This window comes from Streptomyces sp. AK02-01A (genome assembly GCF_033795305.1).
GTDB lineage: Bacteria > Actinomycetota > Actinomycetes > Streptomycetales > Streptomycetaceae > Streptomyces.
Window position 1 is genome coordinate 31,906 of record NZ_JARBAE010000022.1, and the last position, 25,670, is coordinate 57,575.

The following is a 25,670-nucleotide window of genomic DNA, read 5'->3' on the forward strand; positions in this document are numbered from 1 at the left end:
AATGCTGCGGACGCACAGTAAGTGCTCACGAACCGACCTGGGGAGAATCCGGGGAGTTGGGACCCATGGCTCCGTTGGCCTGACCGTCGAGCAGACTATCGACCGCCCGACGCTCCTTCGGGCCTGCCTCCGGCACGAAGTGGGCGTAGTGGTTACCTCCGGACACCGCCGAGGTGTGGAACTCGCGGGATGTCGCGCACGGGCTGAGCGTGCGGCGCGACGGCGGGGCCTGCCGGCCGGCGGGCGTCGACACCGCACGCGCTGATCAATGCGGCGCCCGCAGACCCGCGATCATCACATCGGTCAACAGGTCGTAGCTGTCGTCCAGGTTCTCGGGCAGACCGAAGGCTCCCTGAGCTTCCAGGACCGCGAAGCCGTGGACCGCCGCACGCAGGCATCGGGCCGCGTGGATCGCAGCGGAGTCCTCCATTCCATAGGCGCGGAGTGCGGCGGTGATGATGTTGATCAGCCGCCTCCCGGCCTCGGCCGTCTGCGGCTCAGGACTCTGGATCAAAGCCGAGTAGCGGTGCGGACGTTGCTGCACATAGCGCCGCCACGCCGTCATGAACGCGCGAATCGCCTCGTCGGCGGAGCGGCCGAGCACGGCGTGTCCCGCCTGGTCCGCGATGTCGTTCATGATGCGGGCCGAGACGAGTACACGCAGCTCGGCGAGGTTGTGCACATGCTTGTACAGGGACGGGGTGGAGACGCCCGCCCGGCCGGACACCGCCGACAGCGTCAGGGCTCCGGGGCCGTCCTCGTCCAGGACCTGCAGCGCGATGTCGACCACCGCGTTCGTGGACAGTGCCGCCCTAGCCACGCGCGCCACTCCTGACGAAGTCCAGGACGGCCGTGGCGACTTCGGCGGGAAACTGAACATGCGCGTAGTGCCCCGCGCCCTCGACCAGTTCGAGTCGGCCGAGTCCGGCAGGCAGACCCGCCACGATGCCCTCGCCTTCCACCCTGGGATCGGGCCAGTCGGGATCGAGCGTGCCCATGAGGATGAGAGCCGGGCATCGGACATCGGCGAGCCGGGCGCCGGCATCGGTCGGGGCGGCCATGCCCATCTTGCTGACAACGGCCATCCTGCCCGGCCGGCGCAAGTCCGCTTCAACAGCGGCGACATAGTCGTCGAAACCGGCGGGTTCAGCACCCGGGCAGGCGTGGTCGAGGTAGCGCTTCCACAACCGGACGCTGCGCAGCAGGGTGGCGCCCATGAGCAGGGCCACGCCCTTGCGGTGGCGGGCGTGGCTGACCACCGCGCCCAAGTTGATCTTCTGAACGCGGGTGAACGGGCTGATCTCGACAATCGCACTGACCAGGTCCGGCTCCTGTGCCGCGGCGATGGTGGCGGCGCCTCCGCTGAAGGAGTGGCCCACGATGACGGCGGGGCCGCCCAGGTGCCTGATCAAGGCGAGGATGTCGCCGGCCGAATCGGTACGGGTGTACGACGCCCAGCCTGTGCTGGACTCTCCGTGGCCGCGCGCGTCCATCCTCGCGACACGGAAGCCGGCCGCCGAGAGCCGGACGGCCACCTCGCGGTAGGCCGACCTGTTCTCACCCATGCCGTGCGCAAGAACGATCAGTGGGCCCTCACCGGTCACGTCGTACGCCAGCAGCCCGCCGTCGACCTCCAGAACTTCGGTCGCGTTCACTTCGTGGTTAATGTTCATAGCCATAAAGCTAATGCATTTATCCGATGAGCGCCAGTCCCTCCGACGGACAGGAAGCGGAACTGCCGCCGCGCACCCACGGGTCAACACCGAGCGCATCCCCGCAGGGCTCGGCCACAAGACGGGAGGTGGAGCGCTTCAGGCTTCGTCCCGAGCGTCGGCAGACGACGTCGACGCGAGCCGGCACCACGATCAGCACCCCGAGGGCCCAGCCGGACGCGTCTCCACGGACACGGCCTCGGGCGACGCATTCACCTGCGCGCAGGCCGAGTTGATAACTCCGCGAAGAGCGGCAAGGACACCACCGACAGCGCGTGACCAGCGCCTGAAAGGGCCCTGCGGAGTGGCTCGTCAAGCAGCCCAAGCTGTACAGATAAACTGTACAACTTAGGCTGCGGGTTCTAGTGTGGAACGCATGAATGAGAGCCCGCGCCTGTCGCCCTCGGCTATTCAGGCTTCGCGAGAGGTCCGTACGGTCATCAGCCGCCTGCGGCGCCGCATCCTGAACGCCGCCGAAGCCGAGGACATCACTCTCGGGCAGGCGTCCGTTCTGACTCGCCTGTCCGGCAGGCAAGGCGTCACGGCCAGTGAGCTTGCCTCGGCCGAGGGAGTGCGCCACCAGTCGATGACGGCGACGGTCGCGTCGCTGACCGCCTTGGGTCTGGTGGAACGGCGGCCGGACCCCGATGACGGGCGCCGTCTGCTGATCGCGCTGACCGTGGAGGGGCACCGGCGGGTGGAGGAGGGTCGGCAGGCCCGACAGGAATGGCTCGCCGGTGAGTTGCAGGAGAAGTGCACGGAAGAGGAACGGCGGGCCGTGATCGGGGCCATGGCAGTACTGGAGCGCCTCACCCATGACTGATCAGAGGACAGCGGGGCGAGGCAGGACGGCGACGGCGGGCTTCGACCGGCGGCTGCTGCCGCCGATGATGCTGGGCTCGGTCCTGAACCCGATCAACTCGACGATCATCGCCGTCACGCTCATACCCATCGGCGACGCGTTGGGCGTGCCGCCCTCGCAGACCGCGTGGCTGGTCTCGGCCCTCTACCTGGCCACTGCTCTCGGGCAGCCCGTCGTGGGTCGGCTCATCGACATCTTCGGGCCGCGCAGGCTCTTCCTCGTCAGCACGAGCCTTGTCGGGATCGCCGGTGTCCTCGGCACTCTGGCGCCGAACATGGGCATGCTGATCGCCTCGCGGGTCCTGCTCGGGTTCGGCACCTGCGCCGGGTATCCCGCCGCGATGGCGCTGCTGCGCAGCGAGGCCAAGCGCACCGGGCAGGACAGTCCAGGTGGGGTGCTGACCGCTCTGGCCGTCGCCAACCAGACCATCGCCGTGATCGGCCCTCTGCTGGGCGGCCTGCTGATCGAGCTGGGCGGCTGGCGCGCCACCTTCGCGCTGAATGTGCCGCTGGCCGTCGCGGCCGTGCTGCTGGGACTGCTCCGGCTGCCCAAGGAGGCCGCTGCAAAGGAGTCCGGTACAGAGAAGACCGGTACAGAAGAGTCTCCGCAGCGCGGACGCCTCGCCGCCCAGCTCGACCTGCCCGGCATGGCGCTCTTCGCCGTGACGCTGATCTCGCTGCTGCTGTTCCTGATGAACCTGCACCTGCGCGACTGGTATCTGCTGGTGATCGCCGCCGCCGCGAGCACCGCGTTCGCGGTGCGGGAGCTACGGGCGTCCGCCCCGTTCATCGACCTGCGGGTGCTGGGCGGCAACACGCCACTGCTGGTCACCTACGGTCGCGCGCTGGTCGCCTACGTCGTCGCCTACTCCTTTCTCTACGGTTTCACCCAGTGGACGGAAGAGGGCGTCGGGCTCTCGCCCTTCCACGCCGGACTGGTGCAGATCCCCATGTTCCTGGTGGCCATCGGCATCTCGATCGTCTCCGGGCGGCGCGAGGGCGTGCGCGGCAAGCTGCTCGTCGGCGCGCTCGGGCAGGTGGTCGCCTGTGTGGTGATGCTGACGCTCACCGGGGACAGCGCCGTGTGGATGCTGATTCTCGTCGCCCTGATCTTCGGCGTCCCGCAGGGTCTGAACAACCTGGCCCTGCAGAACTCCGTCTACTTCCAGGCCGATCCCGAGCGCACCGCCTCCTCTGCCGGCCTGCTGCGCACCTTCGCCTACGTCGGCTCGATGGTCGCCTCCTCCACGACGGCCGCTTCCTTCGGGCAGCGCGCGGACACCGGCGGCATGCACCACCTCGCCTGGATCATGCTCGGCGCAGGCGTGCTCTACCTCCTCCTGAACGTCTTCGACCGCACGCTGGGCCGCGCGACGGACGGGAACACCTCGGCCGTTACGCCGCAAGCGCCGCAGACCACCCGGGGTCCACGCCGCGAGCACCTCAACGCCCTCGAACAGCGGATCCTGGCCGCCCAGGACATCGGTCGTGCGCCGCCCTGTTCGTCATCGGCACTGGTGGCGTGTCGGCGCCCGGGCCGCGCGGCCGGCGGCGGTATCGTCCTGCTCGTCCGGTCCCGCCCCGATGATGCCGCTGCTTCAACCGCGCCGGGGACGTCCTCGTCGTACCGCAACAGCCGGTGAGCGACCAGCGCGACCGTACCGACACCGTCACCGACCGGGTGCGCCGCGCCCTCAATGAGGGCTATGCCGACCTGCTGTCCGTCGCCACCCACATCGGCGACCAGACGGAGCCCGCGGACATGACCACCGTCCTCGAACGCACCACAACCGCCGCGCCGGCAGCTCCAGGAGCGGCGCAGGCGCGCCGTCAGTCCCCGCCGAAAGGATCTGACCGCACGTGCTCTTCCTCTATTACGTGCTGCTCGCGTGCAGCACGATCCTGCTGGTCGCGGGCGTCGTCGAACAGGCACGGCACTTCGCCAACCTGAACCGCATCCCCACCCGCGTGCTGGTCAACGGGATCCGCGGCAAGTCCTCCATCACCCGGCTGTGCGCGGGCGCGCTGCGCGGCGGCAAGCTGATCACGGTCGCCAAGACCACCGGTACGGCGGCCCGGTTCATCCACCCGGACGCGACCGAGGAGCCAATCCACCGCAAGTTCGGCGTCGCCAATGTGGCGGAGGAGATCGGCATCGTGCGGCGGGCTGCCGCGTACAGCCCCGACGCGCTGGTGGTCGAGTGCATGGCCGTCACACCGGCGCTCCAGGAGATCAACCAGTCGAAGCTGATCCGGTCCACGATCGGGGTGCTGTGCAACGTACGGGAGGACCATCTCGCCGAGATGGGTCCGACTCTCGACGATGTGGCGCGTTCACTGTCCCGCTCCATGCCGGAGGACGGTATCTGTGTCACGGCGGAGAAGGACCGGTTCGCGATCCTCCAGGAGGAGGCCGACGCCCGGAACTGCCAACTGATCTACGCGGACCCGGAGACGGTCTCCGACGAGGAGCTGCGCGGCTTCGGCTGGTTCACGTTCAAGGAGAACGTGGCCATCGCGCTGAAGGTGGCCGAGCTGCTGGGCGTGGAGCGCGGGACGGCGCTCCAGGGCATGTACGACGCACCGCCGGACCCGGGTGTCCTCTCCGTGCGGCGCTATCTCACGCACGACGGCAAGCGGCTGCGGTTCGCGAACGCGTTCGCCGCGAACGACCCCGAGTCGACGCTGATGAACATCAACCAGCTCCTCGATCTCGGCGCGGTCAACCGTCCGCTCCAGGTGGTCATCAACTGCCGTCCCGACCGGATCGAGCGCAATGGCCAGATGGGCGAGATCATCCCCGAACTCCAGCCGGAGAAGGTCTTTGTGATCGGCCACCCGGCGAAGAGCGCGATCGACGCGATTCCGGCCGAGTGGCGGTCGCGGGCGGTGGATCTGGGCGGCGACAAGCGCGATCCGGCGGAGTTCACACGGGAGCTGCTCGGCATGCTCGGACCGGACTCCTCGCTGGTGGCGATCGGCAATATCCATGGTCAGGGCGAATTGCTGCTGGAGCGTCTGGCGAAGCTGGCGCCGGACGAGACGGCGGACCCGGAGGACCGGGAGGTGCCGGATGCCGGTTCCGGTGGCTCCGTGTCCGCGCCGGATCCACGGCCGCGTCCGCGTGCCGGCTCCGGTGACACCACCGATCCGGCGGAGCATCCCTCGTCCCGCCGACAGCGGCCGCACCACGCCAAGTATCCGCGGCTTCCGCACTCGCCGGACCACTCGAACTCTTCGCATCCCACGGGCCCTTGGGACTCCACGGCGCCACGGAACCCAGGAGAACCTCGTTGATGCCCGGGGTCCTCCCTCCCGAGATCGCGGCCGTCAGCATCGGTCTGGGCCTGATGTTCTCCCTGGTCTGCTACCTCACGACCAATCTCTCCCCGGGTGGCATGATCACGCCGGGCTGGCTGGCACTGACGCTCGTCGAGGACCTCCAGCGCGCCGCCATGGCCGTCGGCGTGACCGTACTGACGTATGTGACCACGCTGCTCGTCCAGCGCTTCGTGATCCTCTACGGAAAGCGTCTGTTCTCCGCGGTCGTCATGATCGGTGTCCTCCTCCAGGGCGCTTTGCTGATCGTGCTGTCTCTCGAATTCCCGCTGATGTACGCGAACCAGACACTCGGCTTCATCGTGCCGGGCCTCATCACCTACCAGGTCGTACGCCAGCCCAAGGGCGCGACCGTGCTCGCCACCGGCACGGTCACGCTCACGGCCTATGTCGTCCTGACCGCGGGCATCCTGCTCGGCGCCCTGCCGTCCGCCTGACCCGGCAGCAGACCTGCGTACGGCTGATGCCCGGCTTGGACACAGCCGCTCACCGGCCGACGGCGGAGGCTGACCAAGGAGGACCCCCGGGCTTGACGAAGGGTGCCCGGTCCTCACCGTACGGCGAGGACCGGCCAGTCCATGTGATCGGTGCGGACCGCGTCCGGTACCGGGGCCGCCCTCCGTGGCCGGCGGGCGCCGTCGTCCCGGACGCCGCGCGCGTCTTCTACCGCGGAACCATCCTGAACACGGAGAAGTGGTCGATGTTCGCGACACCGGGACCGGTTCCGAGAGCCTTCAGATAGACGTCGTGCACACCGCTGGTCGGTGTGATCGGAACCGTCTGGCTCAGATAGGTGTCCCACGCTCCGGTGTTCTCCACGGTCACGGCGCCGATGACGGGGCCGGTCGAGGAGTCGACCCGGATCTCGAACCGGCCGCCCGAGTAGGGCGGTTCGCTGCCGAGGTCGGCGGCGAGCAGGTCTCGGCCGCTGCCGAAGTCCACGTCGTCGTACCTGGTCCAGTCACCGCCGTCGAAGCTGCCCAGCACGGTGCCGGTACCGGCGGCGTGGGTGGAGACACCGGCGCCCTCGGCATACGACTCCGCCTGGACCTTCGTCGTCTCCGTCGCCACCCCGGCCTTCCAGAGGGGAGCCCTGTACTGGTAGGCGCCGGCGCTGGGCGCGGCGTCGGTGTATCCGTCGGTGGCCGGCGGACGCACCACCGCCCAGCCGCGGGCCGGCGATGTCGGCTTGAGTGTGAAGTCGTGTGCGCCTGGGTTCGTGAACTGTGGGTCGGAGGTGTGCGGAAGGTTGTTGGAGGAGGTCACCCCGGCCATGGTGTCCGCGTCACCGATGTTGTTGGCCACTTCGGTGTCCGAGTACGTGCCGCCGAAGAGGCTGACGGACTTGGGATCCGTGCCGCTGGTGTTGTTGTAGATCCTGTTGCCCGAGGTGCTGCCACCGTTGGGATTGATCAGCACGACTCCGTATGTGGTCCGGTTCCAGGCGACGTTGTCGTACACGGTCCCGTTGTAGGTGGACAGGTCCAGGTACACGCCGGGCGCGGGAGCGCTCGCCGCGAACAGCGCCGCGTCGTGCAGGTTGTTGTGGTGGATCTTCGTGCCCGCGAGGTCGACCTGGCAGCAGACATAGATCGCGCCGACGTCGACGACCAGGTTGCCGTAGTCGGAGAGGTCGTTGTAGCTGATGTCATGGCCGGACGACGTGGTCCCGGCGACCTTGTTGTCGATGTTGATGTCGCTGCGGCCGCTGTTGGTCACCGTGTTGTGCGTGATCGTCTGGTTGCTGCCGAGCACATTGATCCCGGCGGCGTAGCTGCCTCGGTAGTCGACATGGGTGATGAGGTTGTTGGACACCACGTTGCCGGAGCCGGAGAGCAGCACCCCGTTGCCGGCGCTGTAGTGGATCCTGCTGTTGCGCAGGGTGTTCGCCGAGCCGCGCAGGAGGATGCCGCTGGTGGTCTCGCCGGCCGTCAGCACGTCGCAGGCGTCCGCCGGGGTGACTTTGCCGGGGTCGACCTTCAGGTCGATGTAGTGGGAGACGTAGTTGGCGGTCATGTCGTCCAGCACGTTGTGGGTCGACGTCGCCGAGGTCTGTGCTGTCGCCGCGCGGATGTCGATGCCGACGACCGAGATGTACGAGCGTCCCGACAGATCGATGGCGACTTCGCGCTGCTTCGCCTCGACCGTGTGCGCGCTCGGGTCACCGTTGTCGGCCATCCACATGTAGAGCTTGTGAGTGGCCTGGTCGTAGAACCACTGGCCGGAGTGGCTGAAGGCCTGGAGCTTTCCGGTCAGGGAGTAGAGGTTCTGCTGGTTGGGGCTGAGCCCGACACACGCCGGCAGTCCGGCCGCGGTCACGGAGCCCACGCCGGAGCTGGTGACGGTCCCGGTCTCGCTGACGAACCAATTGTGTGAGGTCAGGGTCGCTCCTTTCCAGTACCCGGCGGGCTGGGTCAGAGCGGAGTCGTACAGCGTGTCGGTCGTGCCCGAGTCGGCGTAGTTGTGGTTCGGACGGCTCGGGTCGGTGCCCGGATAGGGCCACTGGGCCTCGCCGAGCATGCCGCCGTCGACGAACACCTGATTGCCCGGGAGCGCGGGGTTCAGGGTGACGCCGGTCTGAAAGATCTTTCCCTCGGACGCGGCTGCCGAGAAGTCCGACCCGGACAGGGAAGGATCGGCCGCCTGGAGTTTCGAGAGATCCGAGGCGGTCACCACCGACCAGTCGGTGACCCGGTCGCTGCCGTCGATGATCACATCCGCTCCGGCCGCGCGGCGAAACGTGATCCGTGCGGAGGCATTCCCGTCGTGGGCCGGAGTGACAGTCTCCCGGTAGGTGCCGGAAGCGATCACACAGGTGTCGCCGGCGACGGCGGTCGCCGCGCACTTCTGCACGGTGCGGTACGGGGATCGCGCGGTGCCGGAGTTCGCGTCCGAACCGGTCGTGCTGACGTAGAGGGTGGTGCCCGCCGCCTGGGCCGACGCCGGAAGGGCGATCGTCAACGCGGCTATCGCTGTCGCTGCAGTGCTGAACGCAAGCGCGCGACGTTTCCAGTCCATCCTGCTCCCATCGCCTATCGATTATCGCGAGTCGGCGGTCACTATAGGACGCTGTCCAGCGATCCCGTAAGGAGTCGGTCGCGACGAAAGATGACGCGCGCGGCGGAGGCCGGCCGCGGCTCGGCGTGGCCGCCGGTGGCTCGCGGGCGCGGCGGACGGCAGGCGATCGGCGATGAGCCGCGTTCCTTGGCGGCGGTCCCGAGCGACGCCGTCGTCACGCCGCGCGCTGATCCACCAGGGATCACGCGACAGCCCTTGGTCGAGACCGATCCAGGAATCCGCTCAGGATGACGCCGCCCACGCACAGGCACGCGTTGATGACGATCGCGATCGAAAGCGCGTCACTCATCGCGGCATCGTGCGGCGAGCCGGAATGCGAGAGAACGAGCGTGAAGACGGCGGCCAGCAGCGGCGTGCCCACGGCGATTCCCATTTGCTGGCTGGTGGTGGCCAGACCGCTCGCGGCGCCCTGTTCGGCATTCCACAGGCCGCTCGTCGCAGCGACTACGAATCCGACGGTGGCCACAAGGCTCGCGGCGCCCTGCACCAGCAGCAGGAGGAGCAGCATCGAGATCGGCATGACGGCGCCGAACATGCCCACGAGCAGAGTCGCGAGGGCCTGCACCGTGAACCCCAGCGCGACAGTGGCCCGATTTCCGAGGCGTCCGACGGTGTGGCGACCCACCGCACCGCCGACGATTGTCCCGACCCCGAGCAGGCCGAAGCAGAGGCCGGTCCGCAGCGAATCGAAACCGCGCGCGTCCTGCAAGTACAAGGTGAGCAGGAATACGAATGATGTCTCGGTGACGAATGCCAGGAAGCCGGTGCCGTTCGCGACCACGATATGACGCCTGGTCAACAGCGTGACCGGTATCAGCGGATTCTTCGCCCGGCGCTCGATCCGGACGAAAGCCAGGAGAATCAGAAGGCCGGCGACGATGACCGGGCCACTCCGGATGTCGGTCCATCCGGCGGCGGTCAGCGTCGATGTCCCGTAGACGACGGCGAAGAGCCCGCCCGACAGCGTGATGGAGCCCCAGAGGTCCAGTTGGGCCGTGGACCTCTCGTGCGTGGCCCTGATGACCAGAGGTGTCACGACGACGGTGGCCAGCACGACCGGGAGGTTCACCAGGAAGGTCCAGCGCCAGCCCAGGGACTCGGTGATCACTCCGCTCAGGAGCGCTCCCACCGTGAATCCCGTCGCCATCAGCGTCGCGTTGAGGCCGATGGCGCGTTCGCGCCTGCTGCCCTCCGGGAACGTCGTCGTGATGAGGGCCAAGGCGGTGGGAACCGAGATCGCGGTGGCGACACCCTGGAGTACTCGCGCGCCGATGAGCATCGCCGGATTCGCGGCGAGTCCGCCGAGGAGCGAGCCCGCGCCGAGAAGGCACATACCCGCGAGGAACAGGCGTCGCCGCCCCAGCCGGTCGGCGAGCCGCGAAAAGAACAGCGTGAACCCGGCCGCACACAGAGCGAAGGCCGTGATGACCCATTGGAGGCCTCCCACGGTGAAGCCCAAATCGTTCCCGATCGTCGGCAGCGCGACGGTCAGGATGGAGAAGTCGACCGCGAGGAGAAAGCTCGCCATGAGGATGACGATCAGTCCGATTGCTTCCTGAGTGCGGGACATCGCTGTCGCTACGGAGACCGGCGCGTCCGGTCCGGCCTCCTGAGTCTGGTACATCTGAAACGTCTCCTCCATCGGGTGCTGAAATTCGGTGCCACCGCGACATGAATTCCGTGCCGGCACATTCCGAATCGATCCGGATCGCTTCCTGGACGAGGATGAATTCCTCGGCGAGTCCGTCCGTGAAGACCATCATGAGGAGCTCGAAGGAGTGATATGGCCGGACGGCACACCCGACAGAGAGGATGGCTGGTTTTCCATACAAGGGCCGATAATTGTTAGGATTGGCTAACCTTCGAAATCGAAGGACGGGCATGACCGAGACGCATATCGACCACAGCGGCCGCTGCTTTCCGCCGCTTGCCACTGCTTTCCGCCGCTTGCCGCTCAGGAAATGCCTGTGACGTGGCGCGCCATGACTGGAGTCGCGGCGCGCATCGCGGGCCGGCTGGATCGGAGGCCGTCCGGTCGTCCCGGACGGCCTCCGACTCGGCGAACAGACGCCGAATGAACTCGCGGACCGGGCGCGGGCCGGGACAGCGACTGCCCGCCCGCACGCGGCCCTGAGCCGCGCAGGTACGGCTACAGCGACCGGCGTCACATGAGGTGACCTCCGGAGGTGGACACAGGGGTCACGCCGTCGGTGAGAGCTCATCCGTCGTCTGGTGCCGCGGAGTGTGCACGCCGCGGGGGCCACCTCGGCACGGCCGTCATCGCAGGCCCGTGGTCATTGCCGCAACAGCGGTATGCCACCGCGGTTGGCGCTTCCGCTCCTTACACGAGTTGTGTCACGTGCTGGGGCGTCAGCTCTTCCAGACATGGGACCTGGAGCAGCTTCATCGTTCTCACGACCTGGTCGGTGAGGATGTCGACGGCTCGGTCGACGCCTTCGCGTCCGCCCGCCATGAGGCCGTAGAGGTAGGCGCGTCCGACGAGAGTGAAACGGGCGCCCAGGGCTGTCGCGGCGACGATGTCGGCACCGTTCATGATGCCGGTATCGATGGCGATCTCCATGTCCGCGCCGACTTCCTTGACCACTTCGGGCAGCAGGCGGAACGGCACGGGAGCACGGTCAAGTTGTCGTCCGCCGTGGTTGGACAGCACGATTCCGTCCACACCGAGGTCGGCGAGCTTTTTGGAGTCCTCGACGGTCTGGACGCCCTTGACGACAAGCCGTCCGGGCCACATTCCACGAATGGTCGTGAGGTCTTCGAAGCTGATGGTGGGATCCATCGCCGAATCCAGCAGTTCTCCCACGGTCCCTCCGGTGGAAGTCAGCGACGCGAATTCAAGCGTGGGCGTGGTGAGAAAGTCCCACCACCACCAGGGCCTCGGCAGGGCGTTGACGACGGTGGCGGGCGTAAGCTGCGGCGGAATGGAAAATCCGTTGCGCTTGTCGCGCAGACGGGCGCCTGCGACGGGAGTGTCGACGGTGAAGAAGAGCGTGTCGAAGCCGGCGGCCGCGGCCCGGCGAGTCAGAGCGTAGGACACCTCCCGGTCGCGCATGACGTAGAGCTGGAACCAGTTACGCCCGTGAGGATTGGCCGCCTTCACGTCCTCGATGGACGTAGTACCCAGCGTGGAGAGCGTGAAGGGAATACCGGCCGCTCCGGCCGCACCGGCGCCGGCGGTCTCGCCGTCGGTGTGCATGAGCCGAGTGAAGCCGGTGGGCGCGATACCGAAGGGCAGTGCGGAGGGCCCGCCGAAAATCGTGGTGCTCGTGTCCACTTCCGGAACGCTTCGGAGAATCGAGGGATGGAACTCCACGTCTTCGAACGCCTGACGGGCCCGGGCGAGGGACAGTTCGCCTTCGGCTGCGCCGTCCGTGTAGTCGAACACGGCCCGCGGAGTACGTCGCTTGGCGATCGCCCGCAGATCGTGGATGGTCAGTGCCGCGTTCAGCCGACGTCTGCGGGCGTTCAGATCAGGCCTTTTGAACTTCGCCAGCTCGAATATCTCGGCGGGCCTGGGTATTTGGCGCTTGGCCAATTCTGTCACCAACCTGTGTGGTTCGGGGCAGCTCCGTGGAGGTGCTGCTGAGGGAGCGACCGCGTCTCCCGGCGGGCCGGGTGAGCGTTTCGATGTCCGTTCCGTGGCGTCGGCCGCGCCGTTGACGGGCCGTCCGAGGCGGGCCGGCTGTCGGCCCCGCCTCGGACACGAAGCTTCACCGACCGCACGCCCGGTCTTGACGGCTGAGGGCAGTCCGGGCCGCACGGTACACAGGCGCGATCCGGCTTCCGGACACCGTGGCCACGGCGATCACGGCTCGTGACGGCAGGTCAGGCACCATCGCGGCCAGATCCACTGTTGGCCCGTTTTCCTTACAACTTGGCGGTCAATCGTGACTATGCCGCTCCGGCGGTTGGAACCATGGCCGCCGGAAACATCAACTGCGATGGGCCGTGACCGAATGAGCTCGGAGCCGGATGATGCCGCCGGACACGGCCGCGCACACCAGGTCTGGGCCCGTGGAAAGGCCCCTTCACACAGGCATCGGTAACAGGTACCTCGGGGTCGTCAGGCATCCCTTCGTTGGAGTCAGCGCTGAAACTGGCCGCACGGAAGCGGCACGAAGCCATCTGTGACAGCGTGGCTCGGCCCTACGCGTGAAACGTGACGCCGGTGATGTCCTCGGAGAGTGTCCACAGGCGGCGTTGGAGGGCGGTGTCGTACGACTGCGGGCTGGAGCGGACCGCCTTGGGGTGACCCTTGCTCTGCTGGAATCCGCGCGGGCCGTAGTACTCACCTCCCCGTACGTCCGGGTCGGTCGCGGCGCGGAGCACGGGCAGTGCTCCCATCTCGGGAGACTGCAGGAGCAGCGGCCGGATCGCCGCGAAGGCCGTGCGGGTAAGAGCGGAGGAGTGGGACATCGCGCTCCGGGAGCCGGTGGTGTCGGCGCCGCCGGGATGGGCGGCGACGGCCAGGGGCCCGCCGGCGGGCAGCCTGCGCTGGAGTTCGTAGGTGAACATCAGGTTGGCCAGCTTGGAGTGCCCGTACGCGGCGGTTCGGTCGTAGGGGCGCCTCTGCCAGTCGAGGTCGTCGAGATCGATCGGGCCGCCCATGCGGTGGCCGGCGCTGCTGACGGTTATGACGCGGGAGGCGGGCGAGGCCGGCAGCAGGTCCAGCAGCAGCCCGGTCAGGGCGAAGTGACCCAGGTGGTTGGTTCCGAACTGGAGCTCGTAGCCGTCCGAGGTCGTCCGGTGCGGGGTGTACATCACGCCCGCGTTGTTGATCAGCATGTCGATCTGGGCGCAGGTGTCCCGTAGTTCCCCGGCCGCGGCACGGACCGAGGCGAGCGAACTCAGGTCGATCCGCTGTACGCCTACCCGCGCCGTCGGCGCGCCGAGGGCGATTGCCTCCGCCGCGCGTTTGCCCTTGTCGGCGTCCCGTACCGCCAGGACCACTGCCGCCCCGCGCAGGGCGAGGGCCTTGGCCGTCTCGAAGCCGATGCCGGTGTTGGCACCCGTGATCACGGCGGTGCGGCCGTGCTGGTCGGGGATGTCACGGGCTGTCCAGCGCGTGGGCTTCGATCGGGTCATCGGTTCCTCCAGGTGTCTTACGGGGGCTCGGCGGCCCGCGACGGGGCAGCGGGAGCGGCTCGCCGCTCCCCTGTGATGCATGGTGAATGCTATTCACCTCTGGTGAATAGTGTTAACCTCAAGGGCATGGCAGTCAAACGGCGCTCCACCGGCACCCACCACGGAGACCTGCGCAACGCGCTGGAGGAAGCCGCCCTCGCCCTCGTTGGCGAGCGAGGTCCGCACGGATTCACCCTCGCCGAGGCATGCCGGAGAGCCGGAGTGAGCGTGTCCGCGCCCTACAAGCACTTCGCCGACCGGGAGGCCCTGCTGGCCTCGCTGGCCCTGAAGGGCTACCAGGAGCAGCGGCGCCGCTATCGCATCGCGCTGGCCGCGCACACGGACCCCGCCGAGCAACTGGCGGCCTTCGCCGTCGCCTATGTACGGTTCGCCGCCGAAGAGCGCGCCCTCTTCGGCATCACCTTCCTGGCCGGCCTCGACAAGACCCGGCACCCCGAACTGGCCCAGGCGGGAAGCGCGCTGCACGACGACCTGATGCCCGTCACCGGTCAGATCGCCCCCGGCCCGGACGAGGCGTTCGAGCTGCTCGTCCAGGTCGCCGCGGCAGCCCACGGACTGGCCCTGTTCCAGCAGCAGGACATGCTGCCCGGCCGCTGGAACACCAGCTTGTCCGTCGAGGAGCAAGCCGCCCGCACCGCCCGCGCCCTCGCCGGCCGACACGCCCACTAGCTAACGGCTGTCCCGGTGATCTCGCTCACCCGAGTTCCAGCGTGATCCACGGGATGCCGGGGCCTGCGGGGCCGAACCGGATCCGGCCACCGGCCGGGTCGGTCAGCACGATGGTCAGGCCCAGCCGCCGGGCCGCCACCTCGGCCAGGATCCGTATATAGGTCTCACCGGCCGCGGCCGGCCGGGTCAGCAGCAGCAGCCGGAACGCGTCGTGTCCGCTCAGCGCGAGATCGCGGGCCGCGAGGCGGCCCGACTGGAGCACGGCCTGGGTCCGCTGGTCCAGCGTCAGCGTGATCCCGGCCCGCTGAAGTTCGTCCTCGCCGAATATCTCGTCCGGCGCGATCAGGGCCGCCTGCGGCAGGTCGGGCAGCCGCTCGGCCGGAGTGCCCGCCAGCAGATTCCGTACGGCCTCGGTGTCCATGGCGGCGGAGACGGGCCCCCGAGGGCCCAGCACGGCCAGCTCGGCGCTCAGTTGCTGAAGGAGGTGTTCGCCGCGCGTCTCCTCCAGGACCAACGGGTCGATGGTGTCGCCGTCGTCGAGCTCGGTGCCGGTCGTAGGGTCCGGAGCGGGGACGGTCGCCATCCAGTGGTCGGACCTGCTGATGTACCGGTCCTGCCGGACCAGTGGCACCAGCGGGCCGACGCCCTGCCCCACCGGATAGGCCCCGGTGTGGTTGATCACCAGCGCCGAGAAGCCGTAGACAAGGGTGGCCAGAGGCAGAGTGATGTCGCCGCCGGCGTTGTCGTAGTTGCCGGGAGTGGCGATGCTGTCCGCGATCTCCGTGAGTTCCCGCTCGTCCAGGCCGTGAGCCAGCATCGTGGTCAGCTCCGCGTCGATCCTGCTCCGCCGTTCCGCCGCCAGGTCGGCGGCGTCCTCCGGCAGCCCGGGCAGCTCCCGCATCGCCGAGCGGACGCGGTCCTCCGCCACACCGGCCAGCAACTGGTGGTCGAGGGCGGTGATCAGGGGCTGGAGGTGCACGGGCCGCCCGATCTCGGCGCGGAAGGCGGCGGCGAGACGGTTCCGGACGGCCGCCGGGCCGGGCAGCCCGCCGTCGGCGGCGCGGAAGACATCCGGCGCGGTCTCCAGCAGTGAGCGCAGCAGACAGTCGCCGTCCAGCGGCACCTCCTGGACATACAGGTCCTCGTCGCGCAGCGCCGTCCGCTGCTGGTCGCTCAACTCGCCCACCACAGCAGGGTCGTCAGGGCTCAGAATCCGGCCCGAGCGCCGGGACGAGGACTCCTTGTACTTGCCCTTGTCCTTGCCCGCCGACGTGTCCTTGCTCTTGCTGTCCTTCTTCTGGCTGTCCTTCTTCTGGCTGTCCTTGTGGCCGCTGGTCTTCGCCGAAGCGGACCGCCGCGAGTCGGACTTGACCGCTCCGGAGCCGCCGGTCCCGTCCTTCGTCCGCCGCCTGCGTACCCCGCTCTCCCGGCCGTCCGCGCCCAGACCGGTCCGAGCGGTCAGCGAGCTGACCGGTACCTCCACATCGTGGTCGGCGCTCCCCCGGCCTCGCGCGTACAGCAGGGTCCCGGCCCGGCCGAAGCTCAGGGCGGCCAGCCGCTGCACGTCGGCCTGCTCCCGCTGCTGGGTCCGGACACCGTCCAGAGCGTCCTGAGCCTCCCTGACGGCGGTCACGGCGTTGCCGAGACGGGTGCGCGTGGTGTCCACGCTTTCGCGCGCGTCCTTCCGCGCAGCCGTGGCCTGGGCCAGCAGCCTTCCGGCCCGCGCCGGACCGACGGCGGCGGCGCGCGCCCGCTCGTCGGCGTCCGGCACGATCGGTGTCAGCGCCTGGTCCGCCGCGGTCCTGGCTGCCTCGGTCTTGGTCAGAGCGATGTCCGCGCCGGCCCGGTGCAGCCGGGCGGCTTCGAGTTCGCGGTCCGCCTCCTCAAGAGCCTCGTTGGCCTTCGTCAACGGCTCCAGGGCCTTCTTCATGGCCTGATCCGCCCGTAGCTCCGCGGTACGTCCCGTCCGCTCCGCACTCTGCGCGGCGGCCACTGTCGCGGCGTCGGCCGCCGCGGCCAGACGTGCCCTGGCCGCCCGCACGTCGGCCCGGGCCCCGTCGCGCTGCCGCTGGGCCTCGGTGTAGCGCTCGTCGGCCGCCCGCTGAATGCCGGCGGCCTTCGCGTGTTCCTTCTGCCAATGGCCGAAGCGGAGGTGCGCGGTGTCCCGCTGGCGCTCGGCCTCGGCCCGGTTCGCCTCGGCGACGGCCAGTTCCTCCTCCGCCGCGCGCCGGAGGAAAAGCTGTTCCGCCGCTGTCAGCGCGACGGTGTCCTTTCTCAGCTCTTCGGTCAGACCGTCGTGGTGGGCGGTGGCCTCGTCATGGCGGACGGTCAGCCGGCCGTCCTCGTCCTGCTTGAGCGAGGACTGCCGCAGCGCCGCCACCGCATGCCGGTTGAGCGCGGTGGCGAACGTGGTCCACAGCCGCCGGGTGTCGGGATCCGGGCCGCTCAGCTCGCCGTCGGCGTCGAACAGCCAGCGCTGGTGCCCCTGTTCGGTACGCAGCATCAACTCCACCGACCGGTGGGAGAGCTGTGCGGCCCTGGCCGCCGTGTAGAGCGCGCGGGCGACCTCGGGCAGGCCGTCCGGGTCGGTACGGTCTCCAGGGCCGATCGCCAGCCAGAGCTGCGCGCGGGTGTCGTCGGGATGCAGTCCGGCGGCGATGACACCGGGCAGGTCCGCGAGCGGATGGGTGGTCCAGTCCCGGTCGGCGGGATCGGCCTGTTCACGCAGCATGGAGCGGAGGTCGTAGATCCCCGGGTCGGTGCGCGGCGGAGTCACACCGTGGCCCAGCAGGTCCCGCTCCGTGAGCCGCGCCGTGGTACGGCCCGCCACGTACCGGCGCCTCGTGCCCCGGCCCAGCTCGATCACGACGTCGACCTCGGCGACATAGCTCCGCACCCCGCGCTCACCGGCGGGCACGCTGGTGATGCCGATCTTCAGCCATTCGCGGACGGTGCTGCTGATCGCGGCCGACTGGGCGGAGCCGACGGGTCGGGCGGCGCTCAGCGGGATGCCGAGGCCCAGCCGCTGGCCGCGGTCGCCGGGTGCGGGCAGGCCCACGGTGACGGAGAGCGTGGGCAACTGGGCGGTGGAGGTCGAGGAGGAGACACTGACGCCGCCGTGCCTGACCCGGTCCATGGTGACGTCGCCGCTGCTGGTGACCGGGCGCGGGTTGTACAGGCGGGTGATCCTGACCGCCTCGCGGTCCGTACGGGAGGCCGGCTGGGCGGAAGTGACGCTCCGGCCGTAGTGGATGTACTCGCCGAGCTGGACCGCCGCGTTCTCCTCGGTGGCGACGCGGGACTGTTCCGACGTCAGGCCCAGCTCCCCGAGGGCCCGGTGCAGCGACTCGTAACCGGGAAACTCGTGCGCCACCAGCGCCTCGGTGAGCACGAGCCGCGGACCGCCGTACGGACCGGAGGCGACGGCGTCGCGGGCCGGGTCGGTGGTGTGCAGGGTGAACTCGATGGGCCCGGTCAGCGCGGCCGGGTCGGTGAGCGGGTCGTCGTCGGTTCCCGGCAGCGCGTCGGGGCCCGCCGGGGACTCGCCCGCGACGAAGCGCAGCGTGGCCCGGTACGGCGTGTCCACCGGTACCGGCGCCCGGCCGTAGAAGGTCTTCGCCAGCCAGGACGGCCAGTCGGCGCCGGCCCACCAGGTGGCGAGGTCCGCGCTCTCCCGCCAGGAGGCGAGGCCGCTCGCGATCACACCGCCGGGGAGGTTGAGCGGCCACTCGGCGAGCGGCGCCGAACGCAGTGCGCTGGTGACGACGTAGTCGACGTCGAAGTCCGCCACATGGTCGGTGCGCAGCCAGAAGCGGTCGTCCCAGGCGCTCGTCCTGGTGATGCCCCGGCTCTGTTTGCGGCCCGCTCCCATGGCGGGGCCGGTGCGGTCACCGGTCATGGCGTCGGCGGCGTCCGGCTTGCGGGTGAGCAGGGTCAACGTGGTGGACTGGGTGCGAGAGGTGGTGTCGTTACGTGTGATGCTCTTGGGCCCGTGCACGGTGGCGTTCTCCAGCCCGGTCCCGGGAGTGGTCTTGCGTCCGCGCAGGGTGCGCAGGTCCTGGGCGGCGGCGCGGGGACGAGCGGACAGGGCGATCTCCACCAGCCGGGCGCCGCCGTCCGCGACATGGACGAAATGGAGTGTCCTGGGATCGCCGGGACCCCGGGCGGGCAGCGACCGGAGTGCGCCGATGGAGGTGAGGTAGGCGATACGGGAGTGCAGGCCCGGCAGATAGGAGGCGTTGCCGGGAGTGAGCACGCCGGGAGCCTCCCGCTCCACCTGGCGGACCAGGCTGTCGTAGAGCGGGTTGCGGGAGTCGGCGGCGGCAGGGGTGTTGGCGACGGTGGTGGTGCCGGCCGCGGCGGTGGTGGGCGTGGCAGTGCCGGCCGCGGCGGTGGTGGGCGTGGCCGGAGGAGTGATGGGGATGAGGTCGAGGACCGTGCCCACACCGATCCGCTTGCTGCGCACGAACCGTTCGGGCAGCGCGGGACGGGGGCCGTCGAGCGCCGGGTCGGATTCCCCGAGAATCGTCTCCAGACCGTCCATGCCCTCGAACCAGGGTGCGTTGGCGCGGATCTGGCGTGCGGTGGCCAGCATCTGCAGGGCCTGTGGGAGGTCGACGGCCAGCATCACGGTCTCTCCGGGACCGAGGCCGACGAGGTTCACCAGCACATTGCGCCGCCCGTGCCGGATCGTCATCAGTACCGTGACATCGGCGATCAGCCGGTACTGACGGTTGCTCTCGGTGGCGACACGGCTCTGGTTGGTGCTGGACCGGATTCCGTCGGCCTCCTCGGTGTGCCCCTGGAAGCTCTGCGCGAGGCTGGGCGCGACGGTGAAGGAGTCCGGGTGGGAGGCGGGATCGTTCGCGCGTCCGCTGAAGGAGCCCACGATCCTCTGGCCGGAGACGATCCGTGTCTCACGCGCGTTCGCGCTGAGCGAGGTGGTGGCGGACTCCTGGTACTGGTTGAGTTCGACGGGCCCGGCGGTGGGCGTGTTCGCGCCGGACGAGGACTCCTGGTTCAGGTCGACCGCCAGAGCGGGGCGGCGAGCGTACGCCGTCAGCTCCACCGAGAAGTCGTGGTCGAGGCCCATGCCGGGCAGCGTCATGCCCTCCAGCACATAGCTGCCGCCGAGGATCTGATGGCCGTGCGCGAGCAACTGGCCCGGCGAGTGACCCACCCGCAGTGTCTCGGAGGCCAGTGATCCCTGGTCGCCGGGGGCCGGGCCGATCACCAGCGTGGTGGTGCCGCGCAGGACGGCCGCCGCCAGTCCGGTGACCCCGCCCTCCGCCCGGCCGAAGCCGGTGTTCCTCGGATCGGGTATCCGGTTGGGCAGACCGGCGATGATCCGGTCCCACACACCGATCAGCGCGCCGGAGCCGGCGAAGAGGTCGATCACCGCATCGCCCGGGACCCGGAAGGCGTCCGGGCGTGGTACGCCGTCGGCGGTGAGCCGCATCCTGAGGTGGTCCTCGGCGGTCGCCTGGCGTACGACGGGATCCGGTACGGGTCTCACCGCCATGCGGGCGTGGAGTGTGCGGTGTTCGGGGACGGCGATCCGCAGTACTCCCGGGACACCCGGGCTGTCGGCGGGGCCGGGCGCGGGACCGGACGCCGGGTTCTCCTCGTCGGACGCTGGCGCGTCCGGATGCGGCCGTTCGCGGGCGAACCGGTCCAGCGGGACCAGCGGGTCGCTGCCGTACACATCCAGGTCGAGGAGCAGCGGCACCTCGAAGACCTCGGCGGCCTGGCCGCCGCTGCTCAGGGTCAACTGGTCGTGGCTGATGCCGTCTTCGGTCGTGCTGGTGCGGGTCCGGTTCCAGTCGAACAGCCAGTCGGCGCCACCGCCGAGCCAGCCCTTGGCCTTGTCGATGAGCCCACTGCCGGAACCACCGAAGCCCAGGGACCAGCCCCAGGTGTGCGACTGCTGCTCGGCGCCCGGCACGGCCAGGCCCACCGAGTTGATGAGCTGGATCGCCGGGAGGCTCCTGGTGTGCCGCGGCTCGCGTGCCGGGTCCCGGCGGCCGGAGAGCCGCAACTGGATCCGCTGGCCACCGATCATGGACGGGTCGTCGAGCCAGAGGGCGTAGCCGCCGTCGAGGATCGAATCGGCCGCGGCCCGGCGGCCGATGGAGGACCTGGCCTGCTGGACACGGCGCAGGTTCACCAACTGGGCGTGGGCGCGGGGCTCGTCGATCCCCGGGATCCAGCTCCTCTCGCGCCGCACCGGCGGCAGGAAGCCGCGCTCGCGCAGCCAGTCCTCCGCGCGGTCGAACATCACGTCCGTACCGGTGACGGCCAGCGGGCTGGCCGACACACCGATGCTGCGCGCCTCGGCCAGCTCGGCCGGCAGCCGGCGCACCGAGGCACCGGTGGGCTCCGTGCCTCGCGCGTCGGCGGCGCGCAGAATCCGCATCCGGCCCAGGTGCGGCTTCCCGCCGCCGCCGAAGACCCGCGGGCCGCTGGTGCCGCCGCGCGCACCCACGAATTCGACGGTGTAGGTGAGCCGCGCGTCCGTCAGCAGGTGCGAGGCGTTGCTCCGTACGGAGTGCTGGAGCACGGAACCGGCTCCGGACCCCAGGCTCCGGGCGCCGCGGAACAGCACACCACCGCGGCCGGTGGGACCGCCGCTGGCGGTGGCCGATTTACCGGGCTCCGGCTTCTGGCCGGTCATCGGGAAGGTGACGGAACCGTCCACGGCGACGCCGCTGGTCACCTTCGACGAGATGTTCACCTTCTGGGAGTGCGCGAGATGGCTCTCCATGTTGATCTTGCCCTTGACACTGCTGCGCAGAGGGTTGCCGGGTGTGACGGCTACGGTCACCTTGAGCATGCCGAGGGCGTTGCCGTCCTTGTCCAGCAGCACCGGCGAGTACATGCCGTCGCGCATCAGCGGCGCGTTGCCCCGCTGGCCGGCCTCCGCCAGCAAGGTGTCGACCTCGCTCAGCGAGTCCTTGCCGATGTTCCGCAGTTCCCGCTGGAAGTCGCGTTTGACCTTGCGGGCCAGCCGTCCCGGGTCGGCCAGCGAGTCGATGGTCCACAGCGGCAGGTCGTCCGGATCGGCCGGTGTGTTCGCCTCGTCCAGCGGATCCGGCACATTGCCCTCGTCCACCACCATGTGCTGCGGGAACCACACGGTGACCGTGCCGTGTGCCGGCGGCGCGTCCGGGGCGGAGTCCTGCCAGTCGCCGAAGCCCTCCCCACCGTCCGTGCGCCGGAGTTCGATGTCCTGCCCCTGCTGCCCCGGTTCGGCTCCGAGCGCCGGCGGCGGGTTCGTCTCCTCGAAGCGGAGGCTCCAGGAGGTGTCGTACTCGAATGCCTCCGACTGCTCGTTGCTCCGCTGCGAAGACACCACCTGGACGCTGTCGGTGATCGTCGTCGAGTTCGAGAGCTGATTGTGCGTGAGTGCGACCTGCACGGAGGCCCGGACGGCGGTCAGCGGCAGCACGGCGGCGGTGGGAAAGCTGCCGCTCCACCCGATCGGGATCGTACGCGTGGTGCCGGATCCCGAGGTGTCCGCCGAACTCTGCGCGCCCATCGCCCGCCGCTCCACGCGGCGTTCGGGATCCTTCTGGGTGTTCACTCCGAAGCGCTTGGACCGCCCGGCGTAGTTCAGCGCGAGCCGTGCGTCGACGGTGTGCTCGGTGCCGTCCACACGGAACGTCATCCGGTGGCCGTTCTCGCTGAGCAGCGCGGCGGTGTGCTCGGCCAGCGCCTCCGCGTTGATCTGTTCGTCCAGTGCGGCGAGGTCGGCGGGCCGCGTGATCCGCAGAGCGGTCACCAGCCGGCTCCGCAGTGCGGCGATCGACCGCTTGGACAGCGGCCCGACGGAGACAAGCCCCGGGGCGCCTTCCCGGGAGGAACCGAAACTGGTGACGAACACGGAGGGCTCGGGATCCACGACGACGGTGCCGTCGGGACTGGTGACGGTCACCTTCGTGGGCAGGTCGTACGGGACGGCGTCCGATGTGGAGTGCGTCCGCGACCGCCTGGAGGAGGCGATGGAACGGCTGTCCGACTGGCGCTCCCGTTCAGGGACCTGAAGCGCCTGTCCGCCGTCCTTGCGAGGACCGCCCGGCTCCAGGAAGGTCGTCGTGGAGTCCTTCGGCGGCTTGCCGGACGTGGACGACGATGTGGCGGAACTCTTCGCGTGCTTGCCGTCCTTGCCGTGCTTGCTGTCCTTGCCGTGCTTGCCGTCCTTGGCGTCCTTCTTGGGCGCGTGCGAGGGCGGATGACGGGGCGGTGCGTCGGCGGGCGCGAGCCAGTCCCGCGGGTTCACTGGGTTGCCGGAGACGGTGACGACGCGGGACGGTGGCGCGGGCGCGGTGCCGGTGGTCGCCGGTGCGGAGGATGTCGTCGCGGTGGAGCCGCCGGACGCGGTGGCGGTGACGCCGGTCATGGGCCGCGCGGCGGCGGCCGGGACGGCGGTGTCGGAAGCGACACCGGGGACGACGGCGGTGGGACCGGGCGCCTGGTCCGGCCGCGGGTCGGTGGCGCTGTCGGCGTCGGCCGTGTCGGCGGTGAGGGCCGTGAGCGTGGTATCCGGACCGGTGCGCGAGTGCGGTGCGGCGGGCGTGCCCGAGCCGCCGGTGACACCCGGTCCGGTGGCCGTGAACGGACCGGTGGCCGTGAACGGACCGGTGGCCGGCGGAGACTCCGGTTCCGCCAGAACGGCGTTGTCCGGAGCCACGGGCACGGTGTCGTCCGGCTGTGCCGGAACGGCGTTCGCCGGTTCGGTCGCCGGGTCCGTACCGGTGTCCGGCGCGTGACCGGCTTCGGGAGCAGGCGCCGTATCGGCCGCCAGCACCGGTTCGGTCGCCGGGTCCGGGACGGCCGAGCGCGCCGGACCGGCCGGCGGCGTCCGCGCCGGCTCATTCCGCTGGTCGCCTCCGGCCGGTACGCGTGTGTCTCCGGCGGTGGCCGGAAGCGAGGGGCTTTCGCCGGTCGCGGTGACGGCCGGAGGCGTGGCGAGCACCGTGTCCGTGGCCCCGTCGAGGACGCGCGCGCTCAGCGGATAGTCCCGGACCACGGGACCCGAGTCCGTGACGTTCTCGATGGTCCGCAGATAGTCGACCGGCACACCGGCGGTGGGCAGGTGCGAGGCGTCCGCCATCAGGCCGTACGCGTCCGCCTGGGAGGCCAGCCGCCGGAACAGCGTCTCGGCGTCCTGTCCGCGGTCCGCGAGGCCCGCGTAGTGCAGCACCTCGTGCAGCGCGGTCGCGTCGTCCTCCTCGCGCGTCTCGTCCGTGACGCCGTCGCCGTCCTGCGGATGGAGGCGGAAGTGGGTCTGGTCCGAGCGTCCTGGGTCGGCGGTCCGGGTGAGATTGACGGCCTCGGGATGGTCGGCGGCCGGAGTGAGGGTGAGGTCGATGTTCAGTTGGTCGCCGGAACCGGGCAGCAGCAGGCCGTTGTTGAAGTGGGTGTCCAGCAGGCCCTGGATACGGCTCTGGAACGCGGTCAGGTCCGCCGGGTCGAAGCCGGTGCCGAAGCTGACCGGCAGATGGATGGAGAGATTGCGCACCCACTGGCCCGGTGTGACCTCGATCCGCTGGATCCAGGTGCGGATCAGCGTGGATTCACCGCTCAGAGTGCTGGAGCCGCCGGGGAGCGGGCCCGGGTCGCGGGCCGGGTCGAAGCGTTCGGTCCACAGCGCGGAGGCCGGCGCGTACGTCAGCCAGTCCTGCCACTGCGAGCGCGTGACGGGCTGTGGCGAAGGCGTGGCCATGAGCGGTGCCGGCGTGGTGGCCACCGGCGGCGGTGTGGAGACGGGAGCGGGTGTGACCGTGGGAACGGCGCCGGAGGATCCGCCGTAGCCGCCGCCGGACTTCTCCGTACCGTCGAAAGGAGATGACTGGTTGATCCCGCCGCCGCCTCCGGTCAGGCCGGAGTCGAACGTGAGGTGGAGGGCCTGGCCACCGGCGGTCAGGCCCGAACTCGCGCCGTGGTCGAAGATGCCGCTGGTGCCGCTGCCGACCAAGGTCTCCCATTTGAAGGCCCAATTGCCGTCGAACGCGCCGTTGATGACCACCTCGGCCGCCGACTCGCTGATGCCGGTGACGACAAAGGTCGACGGAACGTCGAACGCGTGGTTTATGAACTTCTGGAAGCCGCCCGCGCTGGTCAGGCCGTTCTTGAACGGGTTGTCGTTGAAGAGTTTGATGTTGAGCAGCTTCTTGAGGTAATCACCGGCGCCGCCGAGCCACTGCGTGAAGAGCCCGGTGAGGCCGCCGAAGGCCGCCGCCTTCCACACCGCCGCGCCATCGATCCCGCCCGGCCTGCGCCGACCCGTGTTGAGGCCGATCTGGGCCAGCCGGACGGCGAGGGTCTGGAACGCCTCCTCCAGCGCGCCGGACAGGGTCGGCGCGAGATGGCTCATGCGGAGCAGCCGCTGGAGGATCAGCAGCACCGCCAGCCGGCTGCGCGCCCTGGCCAGGAACATACTGGTCAGCGAGGTGCCGCCGGTGAAGAAGGCGAGCGCGGCCAGCATCGCCAGCTCCGCGAGGAGCATGATGATCTCGGAGATGATCTCCCATTTGGCGCCCTGGATATTGATCGAGTGGTCGATCTGACCCGAGGCGATGGTTTCCAGTTGGTCGACCATCTGCTGGAGACGGTCCACACCGCCGTCGTCAGTGAGCAGCGAAAGACCCTGGATATAGGACTCGGAGACCCGCGAGGGCAGTCCGGCACCGGCGTCGGTGATGGACTGCTCGACGGCGGTGCGCAGTTCGACGAGATCCGCACCGAATTCCGTGTACAGCCGCTGGCTTTCGTAGGCCAGATTCTCCCTGGCCTGCAACGGCATTTCGCCGATGAGGATCCAGAGCATGGTACGGACTTCCGGAG

Annotated in this window: 11 protein-coding genes and 1 pseudogene; 5 read left to right on the forward strand and 7 right to left on the reverse strand. The window is 69.6% G+C overall.

Annotated features, from left to right (window positions below; all coding sequences use genetic code 11):
* Positions 1-265: 265 nt before the first annotated feature.
* Both PV679_RS20770 and PV679_RS20775 read right to left on the reverse strand, forming a co-directional pair.
* Positions 266-820 carry a TetR/AcrR family transcriptional regulator gene (locus PV679_RS20770; protein WP_319681829.1) on the reverse strand — a complete coding sequence of 185 codons (555 nt, stop codon included), beginning with the start codon at positions 818-820 and terminating at the stop codon, positions 266-268.
* Entirely contained in the window at positions 813-1,673 is an 861-nt protein-coding gene (locus tag PV679_RS20775; protein WP_319681830.1) for an alpha/beta hydrolase, read from the reverse strand. Before PV679_RS20775 ends, PV679_RS20770 begins: the two co-directional genes overlap by 8 nt.
* Positions 1,674-2,088: 415 nt before the next feature.
* Here PV679_RS20775 and PV679_RS20780 point away from each other — a divergent pair, with 415 nt between their 5' ends.
* From PV679_RS20780 to PV679_RS20795, 4 genes and pseudogenes are all read left to right on the forward strand, one after another.
* The gene (locus tag PV679_RS20780) at positions 2,089-2,535 is read left to right on the forward strand and encodes a MarR family winged helix-turn-helix transcriptional regulator (RefSeq protein ID WP_319681831.1); all 447 of its coding nucleotides are present in this window, start codon (positions 2,089-2,091) and stop codon (positions 2,533-2,535) included.
* Positions 2,528-3,943 (forward strand): annotated as a pseudogene (locus tag PV679_RS20785) (MFS transporter); the annotation flags it as partial. The gene PV679_RS20780 and the pseudogene PV679_RS20785, both read left to right, overlap by 8 nt.
* A gap of 490 nt (positions 3,944-4,433) precedes the next feature.
* A complete protein-coding gene (pgsB, locus tag PV679_RS20790; protein ID WP_319681832.1) occupies positions 4,434-5,870 on the forward strand; it encodes a poly-gamma-glutamate synthase PgsB in 1,437 nt (478 codons plus the stop codon).
* Positions 5,870-6,349, forward strand: coding sequence for a poly-gamma-glutamate biosynthesis protein PgsC/CapC (locus tag PV679_RS20795; protein WP_416069763.1), 480 nt, complete (start codon positions 5,870-5,872; stop codon positions 6,347-6,349). The genes pgsB and PV679_RS20795 overlap by 1 nt, the downstream gene beginning before the upstream one ends.
* Before the next feature lie 226 nt (positions 6,350-6,575).
* Here the strand turns inward: PV679_RS20795 and PV679_RS20800 are convergent, their stop codons facing one another.
* The 4 genes from PV679_RS20800 to PV679_RS20815 all read right to left on the reverse strand — a co-directional run bounded on the left by PV679_RS20800 (position 6,576) and on the right by PV679_RS20815 (position 14,096).
* Entirely contained in the window at positions 6,576-8,873 is a 2,298-nt protein-coding gene (locus PV679_RS20800; RefSeq protein WP_319681834.1) for a carbohydrate-binding protein, read from the reverse strand.
* A gap of 298 nt (positions 8,874-9,171) precedes the next feature.
* Complete coding sequence (locus tag PV679_RS20805) at positions 9,172-10,614, reverse strand: MFS transporter (RefSeq protein WP_319681835.1); 1,443 nt, start codon at positions 10,612-10,614, stop codon at positions 9,172-9,174.
* A 717-nt stretch (positions 10,615-11,331) separates the two neighbouring features.
* Positions 11,332-12,555 carry an alpha-hydroxy acid oxidase gene (locus PV679_RS20810; protein WP_319681836.1) on the reverse strand — a complete coding sequence of 408 codons (1,224 nt, stop codon included), beginning with the start codon at positions 12,553-12,555 and terminating at the stop codon, positions 11,332-11,334.
* Positions 12,556-13,157: 602 nt separating this feature from the next.
* The gene (locus PV679_RS20815) at positions 13,158-14,096 is read right to left on the reverse strand and encodes an oxidoreductase (protein ID WP_319681837.1); all 939 of its coding nucleotides are present in this window, start codon (positions 14,094-14,096) and stop codon (positions 13,158-13,160) included.
* 126 nt (positions 14,097-14,222) lie between these two features.
* On the opposite strand from PV679_RS20815, the gene PV679_RS20820 reads away from it, so the two are divergent.
* Complete coding sequence (locus PV679_RS20820; protein ID WP_319681838.1) at positions 14,223-14,825, forward strand: TetR/AcrR family transcriptional regulator; 603 nt, start codon at positions 14,223-14,225, stop codon at positions 14,823-14,825.
* A 25-nt stretch (positions 14,826-14,850) separates the two neighbouring features.
* Here PV679_RS20820 and PV679_RS20825 read toward each other — a convergent pair whose 3' ends face one another.
* Positions 14,851-25,653: a hypothetical protein gene (locus tag PV679_RS20825; protein ID WP_319681839.1), complete on the reverse strand. Its 10,803-nt coding sequence runs from the start codon at positions 25,651-25,653 to the stop codon at positions 14,851-14,853.
* Between the last annotated feature and the right edge of the window lie 17 nt (positions 25,654-25,670).

Coding starts and splice junctions, on each gene's coding strand:
- PV679_RS20815 (WP_319681837.1), bottom strand. CDS start 14,096: ATGACCCGATCGAAGCCCACGCGCTGGACAGCCCGTGACATCCCCGAC.
- PV679_RS20775 (WP_319681830.1), bottom strand. CDS start 1,673: ATGAACATTAACCACGAAGTGAACGCGACCGAAGTTCTGGAGGTCGAC.
- PV679_RS20795 (WP_416069763.1), top strand. CDS start 5,870: ATGCCCGGGGTCCTCCCTCCCGAGATCGCGGCCGTCAGCATCGGTCTG.
- PV679_RS20820 (WP_319681838.1), top strand. CDS start 14,223: ATGGCAGTCAAACGGCGCTCCACCGGCACCCACCACGGAGACCTGCGC.
- PV679_RS20825 (WP_319681839.1), bottom strand. CDS start 25,653: ATGCTCTGGATCCTCATCGGCGAAATGCCGTTGCAGGCCAGGGAGAAT.
- PV679_RS20805 (WP_319681835.1), bottom strand. CDS start 10,614: ATGTACCAGACTCAGGAGGCCGGACCGGACGCGCCGGTCTCCGTAGCG.
- PV679_RS20780 (WP_319681831.1), top strand. CDS start 2,089: ATGAATGAGAGCCCGCGCCTGTCGCCCTCGGCTATTCAGGCTTCGCGA.